This window comes from Nisaea sp. (assembly GCF_039990255.1).
Lineage (GTDB): Bacteria > Pseudomonadota > Alphaproteobacteria > Thalassobaculales > Thalassobaculaceae > Nisaea.
The window spans coordinates 1-19,625 of sequence record NZ_JBDXGG010000019.1 but is presented as its reverse complement, the minus strand read 5'-3'; the positions used below and the strand labels follow the sequence as shown (position 1 = coordinate 19,625).

Sequence of the window (19,625 nt, the reverse complement as noted above, 5' to 3'; positions counted from 1 at the left end):
CGTAGCCTGAGCGCTATTTTGCCGGTAGTGCGACAAAACATGCTTTGGTGTTTTCCCTAGCCGCCGGTCACGCCGGCAACATTGACGTACAGCGCATAGACTGAATGGCTTGATGCCATGAACAGGCGACTGTTGGCGCGTCCTCCGAAGCAGAGGTTGGCGCAGCGCTCCGGGAGAGCGATCCGGCCGATGGGGCATCCATCTGGCGAAAACACCATGACGCCATCCAACTCTTCAGATCCCATTCCCCAACCACACCAAAGATTGCCAAGAACATCGACACGAAATCCGTCCGGTGTTCCTTGCCCGGCATCGATCAGCACGCGTTTTCCTTGAATTGAAACGCCGTCACGAGAGACATCGTACTCAAGGATTTTGCGGTTTGGTTGGCCTCGGGATTCGACGATGTACAGCTTCCTTTCGTCCGGCGAAAACGCCAGCCCGTTTGGCCCGAGTACGTCGTCGGCGACGATGGATGCCTCGCCTGTCTCCGGATCTAGGCGGTAGACGTTCTGCCCTAACTCGGCCTCCGCCTTATGTCCTTCGTAATTGCCCAAAATGCCGAAGGGTGGGTCCGTAAACCAGACCGATCCGTCGGCCTTAACAACAACATCATTCGGGGAGTTGAGCCGTTTTCCGTCAAAGCGGTCCATCAAAACAGTGATGCTGCCGTCATACTCGGTTCGCGTGACCCGCCTGCCGCCATGCTCACATGAAACAAGCCGTCCTTGTCGGTCGCGCGTCTGACCGTTTGAAAAGTTCGATGGTTGGCGGAAGGCGGACACTATTCCCGTCGCCTCATCCCAACGCATGATGCGATCATTGGGAATGTCGCTCCAGAGAAGGTAGCGACCATCGCCAAACCAGACCGGCCCCTCGTTCCAGCGGCACCCGGTGGCGAGCCTTTCGATCCCGGCAAGGGGTAATTTCAGCGAGTCGAACCTAGGGTCCAGCGAGATTACGGAAGGATCTGGATATCGCGATGACGGGGTCCATTCGCTGACTTTATTGGCGCCGTCTGACATCGTGACTTTCCCGATCAAAAAGAACTCGCAGCTCCGGTTCGGTCAGGTTACCGGGCCCGGATTAAAGAGCGCAAGCTGGTTGCTGAGACCAAGACGTTCCGCGCTCGTCTTCTCTCCGCTGGCGACAGCGAGAATCTTTTCGAACATCTTGAGCCCCATTGCTTCAAGCGTCTCGTTGGCCGAGATGACCCGCCCTGCATCGATATCGACCAGATCGTGCCAGCGCCGCGCGAGATCGGTGCGGGTGACCACCTTAACAACCGGCACCTCGGAAAGACCATAAGGTGTGCCACGCCCTGTGGTGAAGACATGAACATTCATGCCGGCGGCAAGCTGCAATGTCCCGCAGATGAAATCGGATGCTGGTGTCGCGTTGAAAAGCAGTCCCTTTTGCGACGCTCGTTCACCCGCCGGGACCACGCCGGAAATGGGCATGGAGCCAGATTTACTGATCGACCCCATCGCCTTCTCGGCGATATTCGATAACCCGCCTTTCTTGTTACCAGGCGTCGTATTGGCACTGCGATCGGATCGACCGGCTTCCAGATAGTCGTCGTACCACTGCATCTCTCGGATCAAATCCCGCGCAACTTCTGGTGTCTCGGCACGCGCCACCAATTGGTCGATTCCGTCGCGTACCTCGGTCACCTCCGAGAACATCACCGTGCCGCCAGCCCGCACGATCAGATCGGCGGCGATTCCAAGGGCTGGATTGGCTGTAACGCCAGACAGAGCATCGCTGCCGCCACACTGCAATCCAACGACAAGGTCCGAGATAGGGCAGCTTTCCCGTCTCCTCTCGTTCAAGACCGCCAAATGTTGTTCCGCAGACCGGAGAATCGACGCGATCATCGCTTCGAAACCGACATTCGTTTCGTCCTGCAGGGTAATGAGGCTGGCATCATCGGCCTGATCTACGCCTGTCGCAGACGGTGTTCCAAACATGTCCGGGAAAAGCCGTGATGGTTGCAGCTTTTCGCAACCGAGACTCACGACCATTGTGGATTCGGACAGGTTCGGATTGCGGGCAATGTTGTGCAGGGTGCGGATCGGAACAACCGCGCCCGGAGCATCGATGGCAACGCCGCATCCATAAGTGTGATCAAGCGAGACAACATCGTCGACATATGGAAATCGCGGAAGTATCTCGCGGCGGATCCGCTCAACTGCATGTCCGACAACGCCGGAAACGCATTGAACGGTGTTGGTGATCGCTAGAATGTTTCGGGTTCCTACCGAGCCATCACGGTTTCGGAACCCCTGGAACGTATAGCCTTCCAAAGGCGTGAGTTCAGCAGGCTTGGCCGATGGTATTGCCAGTTCCGAAAGAACCGGCGGCAGAGGCATGTTTAGATTCGTCTCCTTCACCCAGGAGCCTGCCGGTATCGGCACAGCCGCGTGGCCAATCACAGCGCCGTAGCGCAACACGGGCTCCCCCTCAGCAAGGGGCGTCAGGGCAACTTTGTGCGCCTGTGGAATGTTTTCGGATAGTGTGAGGCCGTCAACCTCAACTCCCTTGAGCAGCCCGCCGTCATTGGCGACGACTGCGACATTGTCCGTCGGATGCATCCGGATAAGGCGGGGGTGGTCAGACATTGATCAATCCTGCTCGACTTCGTGATCAGCGGCGATCAAATGCCCGGCCAACGAGTCCCCAGTGATGCCGAGACCGATAAAACCAATCTTGTTCATGACGTTCCCCCAAATTTTTTTTCAGTAGTCACTGTTCTTGTTTGCAAGCATCCCGTCACGCATCGCCTTGGGCAACATGTTTATGCTGGACGACAATTCTATTGTCGGCATCGACAATCTCGAATTCCGAATACACATCAATTCGCCGTTACGACAGTTGACGTGCCCTCGGAAACGATCGGATTGACCGTTGTCGGCTACATTTCTGAGAAACCAGCCAACAAACGCGCATCACCGCATAGTCCGGTAGACGTCGAGTTGATACTTCGAGACTCTTCCACTCCGGCAGCAGCCGAAATGCACAGTGACTAAGCCTCAATGGCCAGCGTTCCGGATCGCCGCGCGCGAATTTGAAGATATGAATGGCGTTCCTCATTGCGCGAATTGTTAAGGGCGCACATGGTGTTTTTGTGTCGTACCCGTTCGGGTTTTTATTGGTGTACGAACAACAATTGCGGATTTGGTTTCAGCGCGTACAGAGACGGTGAAGAGTTGACTGTGAACACACAATTTGAATTTGGAGAACATGCGGCACCTCAGCTCGCCACGTTCGCCGCCGATGCGAAATTGCCCAAGGCGGTTGATGTGGTGGTCATTGGTGGCGGTATTGCCGGTGTATCAACAGCTTTGGCGCTGGCGGAAAAAGGTGTCTCCACGCTTCTTTGCGAGAAGGGTGTGATAGCCGGCGAGCAGTCGAGCCGGAATTGGGGGTGGGTGCGCAAATCCCATCGTGATCCACGCGAAATGCCGCTCATGCTTGAGAGCGAACGATTGTGGCGGGGCATGAGAAAACGTGTCGACGCGGATGTCGGCTACCATCAATGCGGCATTGTCTACCTTTGCCCTGACGAAAGGGTATTGGAGCGCCGCGAGGCCTGGCATCGTTCGGTTGAAGAATTCCAGCTGGATTCCCGAATGGCCACATCCTCGATGGTCGAAGAATTGGCTGTTGGATCGACAGTGCCTTGGAAAGGGGCACTCTACACGCAGAGTGACGGACGCGCTGAACCGCAGCTGGCGGTACCTGCGATGGCGCGTGCGGCGCAGAAGCTTGGGGCGCACGTTCTTACGCGTTGCGCTGTTCGCGGAATCGAAACAGAGGCCGGGAGCATCTCCGGCGTCGTGACAGAATTGGGAACTGTGCGCTGCGGGTCCGTCGTCCTCGCCGGCGGTATCTGGTCCAGCCTGTTTTGTCGAAATATCGGTGTGCGCCTGCCGCAACTGAAAGTGCTGGCATCAGTCATGCGTTTGGCTCCGTTTGAGGGCGGACCAACTGTCTCAACTTCTGGGGCGGGTTTTGCTTTTCGAAAGCGCGCGGACGGTGGCTACACCGTCGCAAACGGCAGCGCAAATACAGCAGATATCGTGCCTGACAGCTTCCGCTACATGCTGGATTTCTTACCCGCATTTCGGGTTGAGAGGCACAATCTGATGCTTCGTTTGGGGCGGCGCTTTGTTGAAGAGGCGCGTATTCCCAATCGATGGAAATTGGATGCTCCATCGCCGTTTGAAATGATGCGGGTCACTGATCCGGCACCAGTGCCATCTGTCATGCGGACTGCTCGGGAAAACCTGGATCGCGCCTTTCCGATATTCAAAGGCAAACCGGTTAAAAATAGTTGGGCGGGGCTGATCGATGCCACCCCGGACGCCATACCGGTCATCTCGCCAGTCGGCGAAGTGCCGGGCTTACATATCGCAACCGGCTTTTCCGGGCACGGGTTCGGAATTGGGCCCGGGGCCGGGCATTTGATGGCAAATCTGGTTCTTGGAGACACGCCCATCGTCGATCCATCCCCGTTCCGCCTGTCGCGCTTTTCAGACGGCTCCGGATTGCATGTTACCTCGGGGATTTAGGAATGATCCGCACCCTTGGCAAAACACTGAGAGTTCAGCCAAGCGGCTTATGAAATCGATCAATACCGTTCGATGTCGCGACCATCAGTGTTGGCAAAATTGCAATGCTTCCATCGCCAAGGGGCGGAGATCTCTCGTTTTGCGGGATAATTTTGATTGAATGAGTTCTTTCAGGGCCGTCAAAGAATATAGTGACCGCCATTCCGAGCGACCGAAGGCCGCAGATTTGTTTGCCGGATTGCTCGAAACGGCAGAATAGTCCGCTGTCGTCATGCCATGATCAATTGGACACTTGAACTGTGCGCGGTTCCGTTGCTGGATGCTGGCAAGGGATGATCCGGGAAGTCGATGAGCCAGAATCTGAACACCAACGCACAGGGGCCGCGCGAGAGTGCCGCCGCTGAAAGCCGTCTGACGCTTGACTGCTATCAGGCGACAGCGCGCCGGATTGAATCGGCAGACCGGCATTTGCTGCATGAATTGACCCTCGGCGTATTCTGGCCGCATCGGGATCACGATCTCGATCTCTTCCTGGCTTTGGGAGAGGGCTATCTCGCGATCGACGAGATCGGCCGCGCGATGGGTTCCGCCATGTATTTCAATATGGGCGGCGATTTCGCGATGCTCGGTATGATGGTCACCGCGCCGCGGCTGCAGACCCAGGGCGCAGGAAGATGGCTGCTGAACAGCATCATGACCGACTGCGAGGGGCGTGACCTGCGGCTGAGCGCGACCCATGCAGGCTATTCCCTCTATGAGAGCGCGGGCTTCATTCCGGTAAACAGGATCTGGCAGCATCAGGGGATCGCGCGCGATATCCATTCGCCGACGCCGGCCCAGGGGATCGAGACCCGGGCACTCATGCCAGAGGATGTCCCCGCCTTGCTCGCCATCGACCAGCCCGCTTTCGGCGCGGACCGATCCGAGGTTTTGAAGGTGCTGCTTGAATTGTCCGAGGGGTGCATCGCGTTGCGCAATGGCGAGATCGTCGGCTATGCCCTGATGCGGCCGTTCGGACGAGGCAAGGTAATCGGGCCGGTCGTCGCCGAGGCGGACCGGATCGCGATGCAGATGATCGCGCCGTTGGTTCAGGCCAATGTCGGCAGCTTTATGCGTCTTGACACACCATTGCAGAGCGAGCCTTTCACCGGCTTCCTGGCGGCGGCGGGGATGGGCGTGTACGAAACGGTCACAGAAATGCGTATCGGCCCTCATCGTCGGTCAAGCGAAGGCATTCAACTTTTCGGCCTGGCGGCGCATTCGATCGGGTAAGCACGCTCTCGCGCCGATCGGACGCTCAGGACAGCCGATCCTTCAGGCCGAACCAGAGTCCGACAAAAGGCAGAAACCAGGGCTTGTCCGAATAGGCGGGGATCGCCGGCCAGTCGAGCCCGGCGAGCGGGTTGGTATCCTTCTGTCCCATTGCCATGTCGGCCAGGCTCTGTCCGATGAGGGTCGACATCTGCGCTCCGTGTCCGGAGTAGCCCATGCCATAGATCAAGCCGTCCTGTTCACCCGCGCGCGGGAACCGGTCCTTCGTCATACCGACCAAACCTCCCCAGCAATAGTCGATTTCAATATTGGCCAGATGGGGAAAGGTGCGGGCAAGACTCTCACGCAGAACCTCACCAGATTTTGCGTCCGACTGCTCGTCGGAGACGGCGGAAAAACGGGCTCTGCCGCCGAATATCAAGCGATTGTCTGGCGAGAGGCGGAAGTAATTCCCGATATTCATCGAGGTGACGCAAGTGCGATTGCCCGGCAGCGTCGCGGCCACTTCGACGTCTGTCAAAGGCCGGGTGGCGATGATGAAGGAGCCGACTGCAATGATGCGGCGGCGGAACCAGCCGAAGGGCGCGGCCTTGACTTGCCCGGTATAGGCACCGGTGGCGAGCACCACCCGATCGGCGCGGAGCGTGCCTCTTGGGGTCGCGAGCTCCCATCCGCTTCCTGCCCGGGCTCGGCTCTGCACCGGCGCGTTTTCCCAGATCCGGGCGCCGTGGCGGCATGCCGCATCCGCCAATCCGGTCGCATACCGTCCCATATGCATCATCGCTGCCTTCTCATAGAGCATGGCGCCGTGAAAACGGGGGGAGCCGATTTCTTCCGTGAGATTCTCTTTTTCGAGCCAGCGTGTGTCTGCATCGACTTCCCGCTGGATAAGCTCGAAATTGGCCCGCAGCCCGGCGACATGGCTGGGTTTGGAGGCCAGCTTGAGCTTGCCGGCGCGGCGGAAATCACAGTCGATTCCTTCCTCGGCGATAACCTCCTCAATCATCTCGATGGAACGGTCATGGGCGCGATAGAGGGCATGGGCCCGTTCCGCGCCGAGATGGGCTTTGGCGTCCGCATAGCCGTGCGCGATACCGTTATTGAGATGCCCGCCATTGCGACCGGAGCCGCCCGCGCCGATATGTCTGGCCTCGAGCAGAGCGATACGCACGCCGGCCTTGGCCAAACGCCGCGCGGCATTGAGCCCCGTGAAACCACCGCCAATGATCGCGACGTCTACGTCCCCCTCGACGGGGTCGGTCTCGGCACCGGTAAAGGCGGAGGCGCTGTCATGCCAGTATGATGTGAGTTTCATCTCTGTCTCCGGAAAGCGGGCGGGGGCAGATCTCAGAGGCCGACGGCGCCGGCAAGGCCGGAAATGTCGGCGATTTCCGTGTAGCCGTAATAGGGGTTCGCCGGCTCATGACCGCGATTGACCCAGACCTTGTGCTTGATGCCCAGGTCATGCGCGGTCATCAGGTCGTAGCGGAAGCTGGAGGAGACATGCACCACGTCTTCCGGTCCGCAGCCGAGCATGTCGAACATGTATTCAAAGGCGCGCATTCGTGGCTTGTAGGCACCGGCGCTTTCCGAAGTGAACACATGGGCGATGGGGGCGCCAAGCTTGGCGATATTATGCGGGATCTGCGCATTCATCGAATTAGTCAGCGCCACCAGAGGGATCTCTTTGGCGACCTTTGCGAGTCCGGCCGGCACGTCCGCATGTGGTCCCCAGGTCGGCACGCGATTGTAGATATCCTCTGCAACGGCGGGATCGAACGCGACGCCGTTGCGCTTGCAGGTGCGCTCTAGCGCGTTGTGGACGACCTCAGCATACGGCTTCCAGTCTCCAAGAATTTCATCCACCCGGTAGGCCGAGAAATTATTGATGAAAACCTCCATCTGCTCCGGCGAGAGTATGCCCGCGTAATGGTCGCGTGCCGCCCCCCCCATGTCGAAGAAGATCATCGTGCCGTGGGTGTCGAAGGTGATGAATTTGGGGCGGAAGGTCATGGACTGCTCCGAGATTTCTGTTCTGCCTTCAACATTGCGCAAGCCAGCCAACAGAGATTGCCGCGTTTTCGCATTTCGGCGCAGGAAATTGTGTATCCGGTCCCGGTTGCGGCATGCAATGCCGCAACGAGGGTGCTTTCGGCGGCCCGTGCCGGTCGGGGTGGGCGATGGTCATCTGGTCCCGAGCGGATGCCCGGGGCGATGTGTTCTCCTAACCGACGGAGCTTGAAATGGCCAACCTCGTCCCGCTGTCTCTTACCCCCGACTTTGCTCCGCGCGAAGACAAAGCGCTGCCCGAGCGCCTCCTTGACGGCAATCCGGTCTTCCGGACCTGGGAGCTCGATACGGCTCTGGCCGAAGCGGCGAAATGGGGCAAGATCCGCACCGGAATCTGGGAAGCGACCCCGGGAACGACTCGCTCGATCAAGGGTGAGACATTCGAGTTCTGTTACCTTATTTCCGGCCGTGCGCGCCTGACCGAAGAGGGTGGTGAAAGTCGAGACTTCGGCGCTGGCGAGAGTTTCGTCATGAAGCCGGGTTTCGTTGGCACCTGGCAGACGCTGGAGACGGTGCGAAAGATTTGGGTCATCGCGAGCTGAAGCTGGATCTCTAACCGGTATTCTGCGCGCTATGGGCTGGTGTGGAATTTTCTGCGGTCCCGTGGCGCGGCGGCGACGCAAAGTGCCGCGATGACGGCCAATCTGGGCGATCATGCCGCCTCTCGGCGCCTAATCTCAGTGCAAACATGACGATCATTGGAGTTTTCATGAACCGTTCAGCGACGCAGGAGATTCTTTCCTCGGACGCTTTCACCGGCCGACATATCGATGGCGCGGTGAGGCTTTCGCGCGAGGCCTCCTGGCCTCACCGTCCCGAAGATTGGAAGCTTGTGCATTCCGTCTCCACCGGGGTCGTCGCGCTCAACGGCGACGACGTCGTGGGCACCGCCTTGCGGTCGGATTTCGGTGACGTTTCCACGCTCAGCATGATCATTGTCGATGCGCGGATGCGTGGTCGAGGTCTTGGCCGCAAACTGATGGCCCAGATGATGGATGGTACCGATGCGCGCGAACTGCGCCTTGTTGCGACCGCCGACGGTCTGCCGCTCTACGAGAAGCTAGGCTTCCAGGCCGTTGGCGAAATCCTTCAGCATCAAGGGATTGCAAAGGCTGCTACGCCGGAACGCGCGGTGGAGGAAGTCGACGCGGTTGAGGCGGCCGACCTCATGTCGTTCACGACGCTCGATCTTGCTGCTTCGGGTATGGATCGCGGTGCCCTCCTGACTCGGATTGCTGGCATCGGGACGGTCTTTCGGGCAGAAGGCGGATTTGCCATGTTGCGGCCTTTCGGACGCGGCCAATTGGTCGGACCGATCGTCGCCCGCGACGCCGTTACGGCCCGCGCCTTAATAGCCGCGGCTGCGAGCAGGGTCGAAGGGCAGTTCCTGCGTATCGACATGCCGATGAACGTGGCCGAGCCGCAATTCGTCGAAAGCCTCGGGCTTTCCCATGTCGGAGGCGGCACCGCAATGGTGTGCGGCCCGAAGTCGCGCCCAACCTCAGAACATAAAACGTTTGCCCTTGCCGCCCAGGCGCTTGGCTGACCTCGCGGAAACGGAGATTTTGATGCTGGCCAATTCCCTCACCGAACTCGACCGCTGCCATCTGGTGCATCCGGTATCCTCGTTCCGGGGCCATGAAGCGCGCGGCGTTCGTATCCTGACCGGCGCAAAAGGCGCGACCGTCACTGATTCCGAAGGCCGTACACTGATCGACGGCTTTGCCGGGCTGTGGTGCGTGAATGCAGGCTACGGTCATGAAAGCATCGTTGAAGCCGCAGCAGAGCAGATGCGCAAGCTGCCATATGCGACGGGTTATTTCGATCTCGGTGCCGAGGCGCCGATCCGGCTTGCAGCCGCCCTTGCCGAACGCGCGCCGGGGGACTTGAACCACGTTTATTTCTCTCTTGGCGGCTCCGACGCCGTCGACAGCACGATCCGCTTCGTCCGCTATTATTGGCATGCCAAGGGGCAGCCGGACCGAGATCAGTTTATCTCTGTCGAGCAGGGCTATCACGGATCGAGCTCAGCTGGCGCGGGCCTGACGGCTCTGCCCGGTTTTCACGACGGTTTCGGCGTTCCCTATGCGTGGCAGCATAAAATTTCGTCGCACTATCTCTATCGCAATCCGCTCGGAGACGACGCCGATGCGGTGATCGCTGCTTCGGTTGCCGAACTTAAGGCGAAGGCCGCAGAGATTGGCGCGGAGCGCGTGGCCGCGTTTTATGTCGAGCCGATCCAGGGCTCCGGGGGTGTGCTGGTGCCGCCGAAGGGCTGGATCAAGGCAATGCGCGACGCTTGCGCCGAGATGGAGATCTTGTTCGTCGCCGATGAAGTTATTACCGGCTTTGGCCGCACGGGTCCTCTCTTTGCCTGCGAGGAGGAAGGGATCGTTCCCGACCTCATGACTGTGGCGAAGGGGCTGACCTCGGGATATGTGCCGATGGGTGCGGTTCTGATGTCCAACGGGGTCTACGAGACGATCGCCGAGAGCGCGGGAATGAAGGCTGTGGGACATGGTTTCACTTACTCAGCCCATCCGGTCTCGGCTGCGGTCGGACTTGAAGTCTTGTCGCTTTACGAAGGCGGGTTGCTTGAGAATGGCCGTAAGGCGGGCGCGCGCCTGATGAGCGGCCTCGACACCTTGCGCGATCATCCATTGGTAGGCGATGTGCGCGGGCGCGGGATGCTGGCGGCGGTCGAGCTTGTCACGGACAAGGAAAAGAAGATCCCGCTTCCGGCAAGCGTGCAGCCCGCGACCCGGCTCTTCGACCGGGCCTGGGAAGAGGGACTGGTGATACGCTCTTTTGCGCAGGGCATCTTCGGTTATGCGCCGCCCCTTTGCTGCACGATGGAGGAGATAGACCAGATCGTCGAGCGGACCCGAAAGGTTCTGGATCTGACGCTGGAAGATCCGGAGATCCGTGAGATTCTTGGCTGATGGGGTTCTTGCTGCAAACTTTCCCGGAGCGTGCGGCTGTCTGGGCGCAGGTCTTTGCCGAGGCCGGGGAGACCCTCTATTGCGGCGCCGATCAGGTCAAGGATCCTGCCGACATTCGCTATCTCGCCTGTTGGACGCCTCCCGCCGATCTTGGGATCTATCCTAATCTCGAACTGGTTATTTCGGTCGGCGCAGGGGTCGATCAGATGCCGGCGATGCCGAAGGGTGTCAGGCTTTGCCGCACCCTATCGCCGGGCATCGATGAAATGGTACGCGATTGGGTCGTGATGGCGACGCTGATGCTCTATCGCGACATGCCGACCTATCTGTCCCAAGCGACAAGCGGACACTGGAAGGCTCACGACGTCCCGCTGGCGCGGAACGGGCGGGTCGGGATCATGGGGATGGGGCGGATCGGGCGGCTGGTGGCCAAGACACTCGGGGGACTTGGTTTCAATGTGGCCGGTTTTTCCCGTTCCGGCACAGCGGTCGAGGGGGTGCGGATCTTCGGTGCCGACGCACTAGAGCCGTTCCTGCATGAGAGCGACGTGTTGATCTGCCTTCTGCCGCTGACCGACGAGACCCGGGGGCTATTGAACGCCGAACTGTTTTCAAAAATGCCGAAAGGGGCGCATCTGGTCCATGCCGGACGCGGTGCGCAGCTCGACATGGCGGATTTGCGTTCCGCGCTCGATAGCGGGCGGCTCGGCTCCGCAATGCTCGATGTGACGAACCCCGAACCTTTGCCCGAGGACCATTGGGCATGGACCGACCCGCGCGTGATCGTCTCGCCTCATGTGGCCGCGAGCACGGATCACCGGGAAGGGGCGGAGCATGCGCTGGCGGTCCTCCGTTCCAGCCGCGCCGGCGCGGCATTGCCCGGGTTGGTCGATACGACCGTCGGTTACTGACACTTTCCGCCCGTAGCGAGAAATTCCGCTCAGCTCCGTAATACGGAAGATTCTGCCGTGTATGAGCCAAGATTTGGAGAATCTTGGAGCTCATATGGGGGGAGACTGAATCAAACAGGGAATAGGGCCAACCGCCCGAAATACAAAAAAGCAGGGCGAGAGTGGCCGTCGTCAATGGCCAGGCAGGAATCCTCCGAGCTAACAACAGAATATGCTGCTGACTGTGGCGTGTGACCGAAAGGGCTATCCTGATGACAACAGAAACGGCCGTAAAACCGCTCTCCGCGTTTTCATACGTCACTTTCGACGTGGTCGGCACGCTCATCGATTTTGAAGGTGCGATCAAGGATGGCTTGGCGGAGATCGCCGCTCGCGAAAGCCGGGAGATCGATGGTGAGGCTGCGCTTTCGGTCTATCGCGAAGCGCGCTATGAGCCCGAGGCCGAGCGATTTCCCGATGATCTCGGGCGTTGCTATTCCAAGATCGCAAAAGCCTTTGGGTTACCCGATACAGAGGAATACCGCCAGTTGATGATCGAACGGGTCGGGGACGCGAAGCCGTTTCCAGACTCCTCCGATGCGATGGCGATGCTGAAAGCCCGCTACAAGTTGATTGCGATGACCAATGCTCGTCGTTGGGCCTTCGAGAAATACGCCGAAAAGCTCGGTAATCCGTTCTGGGCCGGTTTCACAACCGACGACACCGGAACCGAGAAGCCTGACCCGGATTATTTCCATCAGGTCTTCGCCTTCGTCGAGAAGGATGGCGGTAGCAAAGGAGACATCCTTCACACCGCCCAGAGCCAGCACCACGATATCGGCGTCTCACGCGCGCTGGGCATGACCAATGTCTGGATCCAGCGCCGTCATGCCCAGCAGGGTTATGGCGGAACAATCGCCCCCAAGAGCTTTACCGAACCCGATTACCGATTCGACGCGCTTATCGATCTTTCGAAAGCGGCAGAGAGCGCTTTCAGGACCTGAGACCACTGCACCACCGGCCCGACACGGCGACAAGAACCGGAAGTGGCCCTCAAACGAAACAGGGAAATTGAGATGACTAAGACACTACCGACCAATTGGACCGGCCGCGACGACTCCTCAATCGAAAACGCCATCCGGCATGGTGCCTCGCGCCGTGATCTGCTGAAGATGCTGATGGCGTCCGGCGTTGCCATGTCCGCAGGCAGCGGGCTGCTTCTGCGTGCCTCCGACGCGGTGGCCGCGACCCCGGTAAGCGGCGGCTCCCTGAAGGCCGCGGGCTGGTCCTCCTCGACCGCCGATACGCTGGATCCGGCGAAAGCATCGCTGTCCACCGACTATGTACGCTGCTGCGCTTTCTACAATCGCCTGACCGTCCTCGATAGTGCCGGTCAGGTTCAGATGGAACTGGCGGATAGCATCTCCTCCGATGATGCCAAGACCTGGGAAGTGAAGCTGAAGAGCGACGTGGTCTTCCATGACGGCAAAACGCTGAGCGCTGCCGACGTCGTCTATTCCCTGAAGCGCCACTTGGATAAGGCTGTTGGATCGAAGGTTAATTCGATCGCCAAGCAAATGTCGGAAATCTCAGCCATCGACGATCTGACGGTGAAGATTGTTCTCGCGGCGCCGAATGCGGACCTGCCGACGATCCTTGCTCTGCACCATTTCATGATCATCGCCGACGGCACGACCGATTTCAGCAAAGCCAACGGTACGGGTGCATTCGTCTGCGAGGTGTTTGAGCCGGGCGTTCGCTCCATCGCAACCAAGAATCCGAATTACTTCAAGTCTGAGGGCCCCTATCTCGACAGCTTCGAGTTCTTCGCCATCAGCGACAACAATGCACGGGTGAATGCCCTGCTTTCCGGAGACATCCAGCTCGCGGCATCAATCAAGGCTCGGTCTCTGCGGATGCTGGAAAACCAGCCTTCGGTGGAAACCTTTGTGACCACGGCAGGCAATTACACCAATCTCAACATTCGCCTTGACCTTGAGCCTGGCGCCAAGTCCGACTTCGTCGAGGGTATGAAGTATTTGATCCATCGCGAGGCGATCCAGAAATCCGTGCTCCGTGGCTTTGCCGAGGTTGCCAATGATCAGCCGGTGTCGCCCGCCAACCGCTATCACAATCCGAACCTTGCTCCCCGCGCCTTCGATCCGGAAAAGGCGAAGTATCATTTCGAAAAAGCCGGGCTGCTGGGGCAGAAGATTCCGGTCGTCGCATCCGATGCCGCTACCGCCTCGGTCGATATGGCCACGATCGTGCAGCAGGCGGGTGCAGAAATCGGCATGGATCTCGATGTGCAGCGCGTTCCCTCGGACGGCTATTGGTCGAACTACTGGCTGAAGGCGCCGGTTCATTTCGGCAACATCAATCCACGCCCGACGCCGGACATCCTGTTCTCGCTGCTCTATTCCTCCGACGCGCCATGGAACGAGAGCCAGTTCAAGTCGGCCAAGTTCGACAGCATGCTGGTTGAGGCACGGGGAGCGCTGGACGACGAAAAGCGGACAGCGATCTATTGGGACATGCAGGAAATGGTCGCTAACGAGGCAGGCACCGTCATTCCGGCCTATATCTCCGGCGTCGACGCGATCAGCACCAAGCTCAAGGGGCTCAAGTCCAATCCGCTTGGCGGCATGATGGGCTACGCGTTCGCGGAGCATGTTTGGCTCGAGGGCTGATCCACCACCATCCTGGCCCGCGCGGAATTGTTTCGCGCGGGCTTCTCCATTCCGGGAGGTAGGCTTGCCCGCATCTTTGGTTCCCTGGTTCCTCATGTCGCAGCGACTAGGCATCGCGATGATCACCTTGATCATCGTGTCTTTTGCCGTGTTTTTCGCGACGGAACTTCTGCCCGGCGACGTGGCCGAGATCCTGCTCGGTCAGGCGGCGACGCCCGAGGCCGTAGCCGGACTGCGCACGGCTATGGGCCTGGATGAGTCCGCCATGAGCCGTTTTCTCGGCTGGTTGACCGGCTTGGTCTCCGGTGATCTCGGGACCTCCTACGTCAATAATGTGGAAGTCGTCGAACTGATCGGCGGGCGGCTTACCAATTCCATGCGCCTCGCTGCCGTGACGACCGTCATCTCAGTGCCCATTGCTCTGGGGCTCGGCATTGGTGCGGCCATGTGGCGTGGCTCTATCTTCGACCGGGCTGTCTCGATCCTGACGATTTCCGTGATCTCCATTCCCGAATTCATGGTCGCGACGCTCGCCGTTCTGATCTTTGCGGTGTGGCTGAAATGGCTTCCGGCCCTCTCTTTTGGCGCCGATATCGGATCCGTTCTGGATATGCTGCGCGCCTATGCGATGCCAGTGATCGCGCTGGCATTTGTCGTCTCCGCCCAGATGATCCGCATGACCCGCGCCGCGGTGATCGAGACGATCAACACGCCTTATGTTGAAATGGCGCTTCTCAAAGGCGCCTCACGGACGCGCCGGGTCTTGATCCATGCGCTTCCGAATGCGCTGGGTCCGATCGCCAACGCGGTGGCGTTGTCGCTCAGTTATCTCGTTGGCGGCGTTATCATCGTCGAGACGATCTTTAATTACCCTGGTGTCGCGAAGCTCATGGTCGATGCCGTCGCCACCCGCGACCTTCCCCTGATCCAGTCCTGCGCGATGATCTTTTGCGTCAGCTATATCTCGCTGATCACGCTGGCGGACATGATCGCCATTCTAGCCAATCCCCGGTTGCGTCACAGATGAGTGAAAAAAACTCCTTCCGCTTGCCCGCTAACCGAAAACCTGGCCACAGGTTCAACTGGGTCGGCCGTATAGGGCTGGCGATCATCCTCTTCTGGGCGGTTGTCGCGGTCGCGGGGCCGTGGCTGACCCCTTATCCGGTCGGAAAGATCGTCGATTGGGACTATTTCAGCCCGATGAGCAGCGCCTTCTGGATGGGCACCGACTATCTCGGCCGGGACATTTTTTCGCGCGTTCTGATGGGTGCTCGCTACACGGTCGGCATATCGCTTGCGGCGGTGACACTGGCCTGCACCGGGGGCATCATTTTCGGGATGGTCGCGGCTGTGATAGGCGGCTGGTTCGATATCATCCTCTCGCGCCTGCTGGATGCCTTCAACGGCATTCCGTCGCTGCTGTTCGGGCTCGTCGTGGTCGCCGCCGTCGGCTCTTCAATCCCGGTTCTGGTTCTGACCCTGGCGGTGGTCTATCTGCCCGGCTCCTACCGATTTGCCCGTGCCCTTGCCGTGAACATCAACACGATGGACTTCGTCACCGTCGCCCGTGCCCGCGGCGAGCGGACGCCTTATTTGATTCTGCGCGAGATCCTGCCGAACATCCTTGGGCCGGTGCTGGCGGATCTCGGTCTGCGCTTCGTCTTCATTGTGCTCGTGCTGTCTGGTCTGTCATTCCTCGGGCTTGGCGTGCAGCCACCCAATGCCGACTGGGGTGCGCTGGTGCGCGAAAATATCGAGGGTCTGTCTCTCGGTGCGCCTGCGGTGATTTTTCCCTCGATCGCCATCGCCACACTGACGATTTCGGTGAACATGTTCATCGATAATTTGCCCTCCAAGATCCGCGACAGGAGCGAATGATGACTGACGGCCCGATTGTTTCCGTTCGCGGCCTGACCGTCGATGCGACCACCGATGCAGGGCGGCGGCTGAAGATTATCAAAGGGGTCGATTTCGACATCGCTCCCGGAGAGATCGTCGCCCTGATCGGGGAGTCCGGCTCCGGCAAAACCACTATCGCCCTCTCGCTCATGGGCCATGCAAGACCTGGGTGCGAAATCACCGGCGGAGAGATCTGCGTGGGCATGCACCACATCACCGAAATGGACGAGCGCGCGCGCAGCAGCTTGCGTGGCACGGCGGTTTCATATGTACCGCAATCCGCCGCGGCGGCCTTCAACCCGAGCCAGCGGATCATCCGGCAGGTGATCGAGATCTCGACCATTCACGAGTTAATGCCGCGCGTCGAGGCTGAAAAGAAGGCGGTGGAGCTTTTTCGTGCACTCGCCTTGCCGGATCCCGAGAACATCGGCAACCGTTATCCTCATCAGGTTTCTGGCGGGCAGTTGCAGCGTCTTTCGGCCGCGATGGCCCTGATCGGGGACCCGCAGCTGGTCATCTTCGACGAGCCCACAACCGCCCTCGATGTCACAACTCAGATCGAGGTACTCCGGGCTTTCAAGGATGTGATGCAAAAGGGCGGTATGGCCGGCGTCTATGTCAGCCACGATCTTGCGGTCGTGGCGCAGATTGCCGATCGGATCATCGTCCTCAAAGGCGGGGAAATTCAGGAAGCGGGGACAACGCAGCAGATCCTCGAAGCGCCGACCCATGCCTACACGAAAGAGCTTCTGGCGGCTTTCGAGCCGGTGCCGCATGTGCCCTTCGCGGTCCCTAGGGGCGCACTGGAGAAACCGATCCTGGAGGTCGAGGGCCTCCATGCGGGATATGGGCACGTCGCTGGCGGCGAGCCGCAGATCAAGATTCTGAAGGATGTGAGTTTCAAGTTGGAGCGCGGGCGCAATCTCGGCGTGATCGGAGAATCTGGTTCCGGCAAGTCAACGCTGGCGCGGGCGATCGCAGGTATTGTTCCGGCCTATCGCGGGTATGTGATGTTGGCTGGTCAGGAACTGGGTCTGTCCCTGGAGGAACGGACGAAGGAGGAGTTGCGGCGGGCGCAGATCGTTTTCCAGCTCGCCGATACCGCGCTCAACCCGGCGCAGTCCATCGGAGCCATTCTTGGGCGTCCGCTTAAGTTCTATCGTGGTCTTTCCGGGCGTGCGCAGGAGGCACGCGTGATCGAGCTGCTCGATATGGTTCGACTGCCCGCCGAGTTGCGCCACCGCCTGCCGGGAGAGCTTTCAGGAGGGCAGAAGCAGCGTGTCAATCTTGCCAGAGCGCTGGCGGCCGAGCCCGAGCTTATCCTTTGCGATGAGATTACCTCGGCGCTCGACACGGTCGTTGCGGCGGCGATCCTGGAGTTGCTCGAGGAACTCCAGCGCGTATTGAGCCTGAGCTATCTCTTCATCAGCCACGATCTCTCGACGGTCGAGGCGATCTGCGATGATGTTCTGGTCATGTATAAGGGCGAGATCGTGGAGTCCTTGCCGGCAGCCAAAATGGCGCGAGAAGCCGAACATCCCTATTCGAAGTTGCTGATCTCCTCGGTCCCGAAGCTCGATACGGGCTGGCTCTCGGGGCTTGAACAGGATCCTGAACTGGTCGCGACTTTCTCCCGTCGCTGACGCGAGCGCTGGTTCTTTCAGAGCCTGTCGCTAAAAAGACGTGTCAGGGGCAGCTGGTTCTTCACGAAGGGCGTCTTTATCACGACGAAGCTGAAATACTTGTCGATCCCGACATCGCGGTCGATCAGTGTTTCGATGATGTTCTGATAATCGACGATCCCGGACGTCACGAATTTCAGCATGTAATCGTAGCCCCCGGAGACCAGATGACACTCTACGCAACTGTCGATTTTCTCGATCGCCTCCTGAAAGCGGGCGAAATCGATCTGCCGGTGATTCTTCAGTGTGATCTCGGTGAAGACAGTCATCGTTTCGCCGAGTTTTGAGACGTCGATCTGCCCGGTATATCCCGTAATGTACCCGGCCTTCTGAAGCTTCTTCATGCGCATCAGGCAAGGTGACGGCGACAAATTGACGAGATCCGCCAACTCGACATTGGTGATCCTGCCATTGCGCTGCAATTCCGTGAGAATCTTGAGGTCTATCCGGTCGAGCTTGTGGCGGTTGGCCATGACGTCTTCCCTGAGGCGCTAGAGGCGCGATGTTTCAGCAGAAAAATCAGCGACGTGTTTCTGTCAATTAAATTTAGCAGATTATGCTGCGAAACGTTGGGCATCCGGTAGCCGCCATCGGTCGATTGCGAATAGAATTGCCTGAATGATAGGAGAACTCCATGTCCGCCCCTTTGTTGCGCATCACCACTGAAGACATTCTGCCTGCGTCAGCGGATTGTGTTGTTATCGGTGCCGGGATTGTCGGCGTGAGTGCGGCTTATTGGCTTGCGCGTGCCGGAAAGTCGGTCGTGTTGCTGGAGAAAGGCGTGATCGGTGGCGAGCAATCGAGCAGGAACTGGGGCTGGTGCCGACAGCAGAACAGAGACGCGCGAGAATTGCCGCTTTCGACGAAGAGCCTTGCCCTCTGGGAGGAGATGACGGCGGATCTCGGAGAGGATCTGGGCTTCCGGCGCTGCGGGTTGCTCTATCTCTCGAACAGCGAGACTGAGATAGAAGGCTGGGCGGACTGGGGCCGGTTCGCGCGCGGTGAAGGCGTGGATACCCGCATGCTGGATGGGAAAGAGGCGACGGAGCGCGGGGTTGCGACAGGGCAGAGCTGGCGTGGTGGCGTCTGGTCGCCGAGCGATGGTATCGCCGATCCGTCGCGCGCTGCACCGCTCATCGCGAAAGGCGTTCTGAAACATGGCAGCCGGGTTGTGCAGAATTGCGCTGCACGTGGACTTGAGCTTTCGGCCGGCGCTGTCTCCGGCGTGATCACCGAACGTGGCGTGATCGCGACGACGCAAGTGGTTATGGCCGGAGGTGCATGGGCGAGTAGTTTCCTCCGGCAGCTTGGTGTGGAATTCCCGCAGGCGGCGGTCCGTAGCTCGATCCTCTCCGTGAAACCGGGCGCGGAGGGATTGCCGCCGGCTTTGCATACTGCGTCCGTATCAGTGACCCGTCGGGGCGACGGCGGGCATACCCTGGCCATCTCGGGCCGGGGCCATCTTGACCCGACACCAGGCGCGCTTTTTGGAGCCAAGCATTTTCTGCCGATGTTTGCCAAACGCTGGCGCGCTTTGCGTCCGGGAGGACTTCAGGCATGGAATGCCGGATTCGAAAGCCGGTCGCGCTGGTCGATGGACCGGCAA

At 59.5% G+C, this 19,625-nt stretch carries 18 protein-coding genes; 12 read left to right on the top strand and 6 right to left on the bottom strand.

Translation table 11 applies throughout. The annotated features are described in order from the left end of the window. Positions 1–56 precede the first annotated feature (56 nt). The 3 genes from ABJ076_RS18760 to ABJ076_RS18750 are packed head-to-tail and all read right to left on the bottom strand — an operon-like array spanning position 57 to position 2,717. Positions 57–1,025, bottom strand: coding sequence for an SMP-30/gluconolactonase/LRE family protein (locus tag ABJ076_RS18760; RefSeq protein ID WP_348192387.1), 969 nt, complete (start codon positions 1,023–1,025; stop codon positions 57–59). Positions 1,026–1,067: 42 nt separating this feature from the next. After that, a complete protein-coding gene (garD, locus tag ABJ076_RS18755; RefSeq protein WP_348192390.1) occupies positions 1,068–2,621 on the bottom strand; it encodes a galactarate dehydratase in 1,554 nt (517 codons plus the stop codon). 3 nt (positions 2,622–2,624) lie between these two features. Then, positions 2,625–2,717 (bottom strand): NAD(P)-binding domain-containing protein, encoded by a 93-nt coding sequence (locus tag ABJ076_RS18750; RefSeq protein WP_348192393.1) that lies wholly within the window; start codon positions 2,715–2,717, stop codon positions 2,625–2,627. 498 nt (positions 2,718–3,215) lie between these two features. Here ABJ076_RS18750 and ABJ076_RS18745 point away from each other — a divergent pair, with 498 nt between their 5' ends. Both ABJ076_RS18745 and ABJ076_RS18740 read left to right on the top strand, forming a co-directional pair. Next, positions 3,216–4,574 carry an FAD-binding oxidoreductase gene (locus ABJ076_RS18745; protein WP_348192396.1) on the top strand — a complete coding sequence of 453 codons (1,359 nt, stop codon included), beginning with the start codon at positions 3,216–3,218 and terminating at the stop codon, positions 4,572–4,574. A 348-nt stretch (positions 4,575–4,922) separates the two neighbouring features. Beyond that, on the top strand, positions 4,923–5,846 hold the full coding sequence (locus ABJ076_RS18740) for a GNAT family N-acetyltransferase (protein WP_348192399.1): 924 nt from the start codon (positions 4,923–4,925) through the stop codon (positions 5,844–5,846). Between the two features lie 25 nt (positions 5,847–5,871). Here the strand turns inward: ABJ076_RS18740 and ABJ076_RS18735 are convergent, their stop codons facing one another. Further along, the gene (locus ABJ076_RS18735) at positions 5,872–7,161 is read right to left on the bottom strand and encodes an FAD-binding oxidoreductase (protein ID WP_348192402.1); all 1,290 of its coding nucleotides are present in this window, start codon (positions 7,159–7,161) and stop codon (positions 5,872–5,874) included. 32 nt (positions 7,162–7,193) lie between these two features. Beyond that, positions 7,194–7,859, bottom strand: coding sequence for a haloacid dehalogenase type II (locus tag ABJ076_RS18730; RefSeq protein WP_348192405.1), 666 nt, complete (start codon positions 7,857–7,859; stop codon positions 7,194–7,196). A 230-nt stretch (positions 7,860–8,089) separates the two neighbouring features. Here ABJ076_RS18730 and ABJ076_RS18725 point away from each other — a divergent pair, with 230 nt between their 5' ends. From ABJ076_RS18725 to ABJ076_RS18685, 9 genes are all read left to right on the top strand, one after another. After that, on the top strand, positions 8,090–8,458 hold the full coding sequence (locus tag ABJ076_RS18725; protein WP_348192408.1) for a cupin domain-containing protein: 369 nt from the start codon (positions 8,090–8,092) through the stop codon (positions 8,456–8,458). Positions 8,459–8,625: 167 nt separating this feature from the next. After that, complete coding sequence (locus tag ABJ076_RS18720; RefSeq protein WP_348192411.1) at positions 8,626–9,462, top strand: GNAT family N-acetyltransferase; 837 nt, start codon at positions 8,626–8,628, stop codon at positions 9,460–9,462. Positions 9,463–9,484: 22 nt separating this feature from the next. Next, positions 9,485–10,858 carry an aspartate aminotransferase family protein gene (locus ABJ076_RS18715; protein ID WP_348192413.1) on the top strand — a complete coding sequence of 458 codons (1,374 nt, stop codon included), beginning with the start codon at positions 9,485–9,487 and terminating at the stop codon, positions 10,856–10,858. Further along, positions 10,858–11,769 carry a glyoxylate/hydroxypyruvate reductase A gene (locus ABJ076_RS18710; RefSeq protein ID WP_348192415.1) on the top strand — a complete coding sequence of 304 codons (912 nt, stop codon included), beginning with the start codon at positions 10,858–10,860 and terminating at the stop codon, positions 11,767–11,769. Before ABJ076_RS18715 ends, ABJ076_RS18710 begins: the two co-directional genes overlap by 1 nt. 251 nt (positions 11,770–12,020) lie before the next feature. Next, positions 12,021–12,752, top strand: coding sequence for an HAD-IA family hydrolase (locus ABJ076_RS18705; protein ID WP_348192418.1), 732 nt, complete (start codon positions 12,021–12,023; stop codon positions 12,750–12,752). Positions 12,753–12,824: 72 nt separating this feature from the next. Further along, the gene (locus ABJ076_RS18700) at positions 12,825–14,438 is read left to right on the top strand and encodes an ABC transporter substrate-binding protein (protein WP_348192421.1); all 1,614 of its coding nucleotides are present in this window, start codon (positions 12,825–12,827) and stop codon (positions 14,436–14,438) included. A gap of 64 nt (positions 14,439–14,502) precedes the next feature. Next, the gene (locus tag ABJ076_RS18695) at positions 14,503–15,465 is read left to right on the top strand and encodes an ABC transporter permease (protein WP_348192424.1); all 963 of its coding nucleotides are present in this window, start codon (positions 14,503–14,505) and stop codon (positions 15,463–15,465) included. Further along, positions 15,462–16,316, top strand: a complete 855-nt coding sequence (locus ABJ076_RS18690) for an ABC transporter permease (RefSeq protein WP_348192426.1) — start codon at positions 15,462–15,464, stop codon at positions 16,314–16,316. Before ABJ076_RS18695 ends, ABJ076_RS18690 begins: the two co-directional genes overlap by 4 nt. After that, positions 16,316–17,980: an ABC transporter ATP-binding protein gene (locus tag ABJ076_RS18685; protein ID WP_348192428.1), complete on the top strand. Its 1,665-nt coding sequence runs from the start codon at positions 16,316–16,318 to the stop codon at positions 17,978–17,980. Before ABJ076_RS18690 ends, ABJ076_RS18685 begins: the two co-directional genes overlap by 1 nt. 17 nt (positions 17,981–17,997) lie before the next feature. On the opposite strand, the gene ABJ076_RS18680 is transcribed toward ABJ076_RS18685, so the two are convergent. Continuing rightward, on the bottom strand, positions 17,998–18,492 hold the full coding sequence (locus ABJ076_RS18680) for an Lrp/AsnC family transcriptional regulator (RefSeq protein ID WP_348192431.1): 495 nt from the start codon (positions 18,490–18,492) through the stop codon (positions 17,998–18,000). A 161-nt stretch (positions 18,493–18,653) separates the two neighbouring features. On the opposite strand from ABJ076_RS18680, the gene ABJ076_RS18675 reads away from it, so the two are divergent. Then, positions 18,654–19,625 (top strand): FAD-dependent oxidoreductase (locus tag ABJ076_RS18675; protein WP_348192434.1); only part of this gene is annotated, 972 nt, incomplete at its 3' end.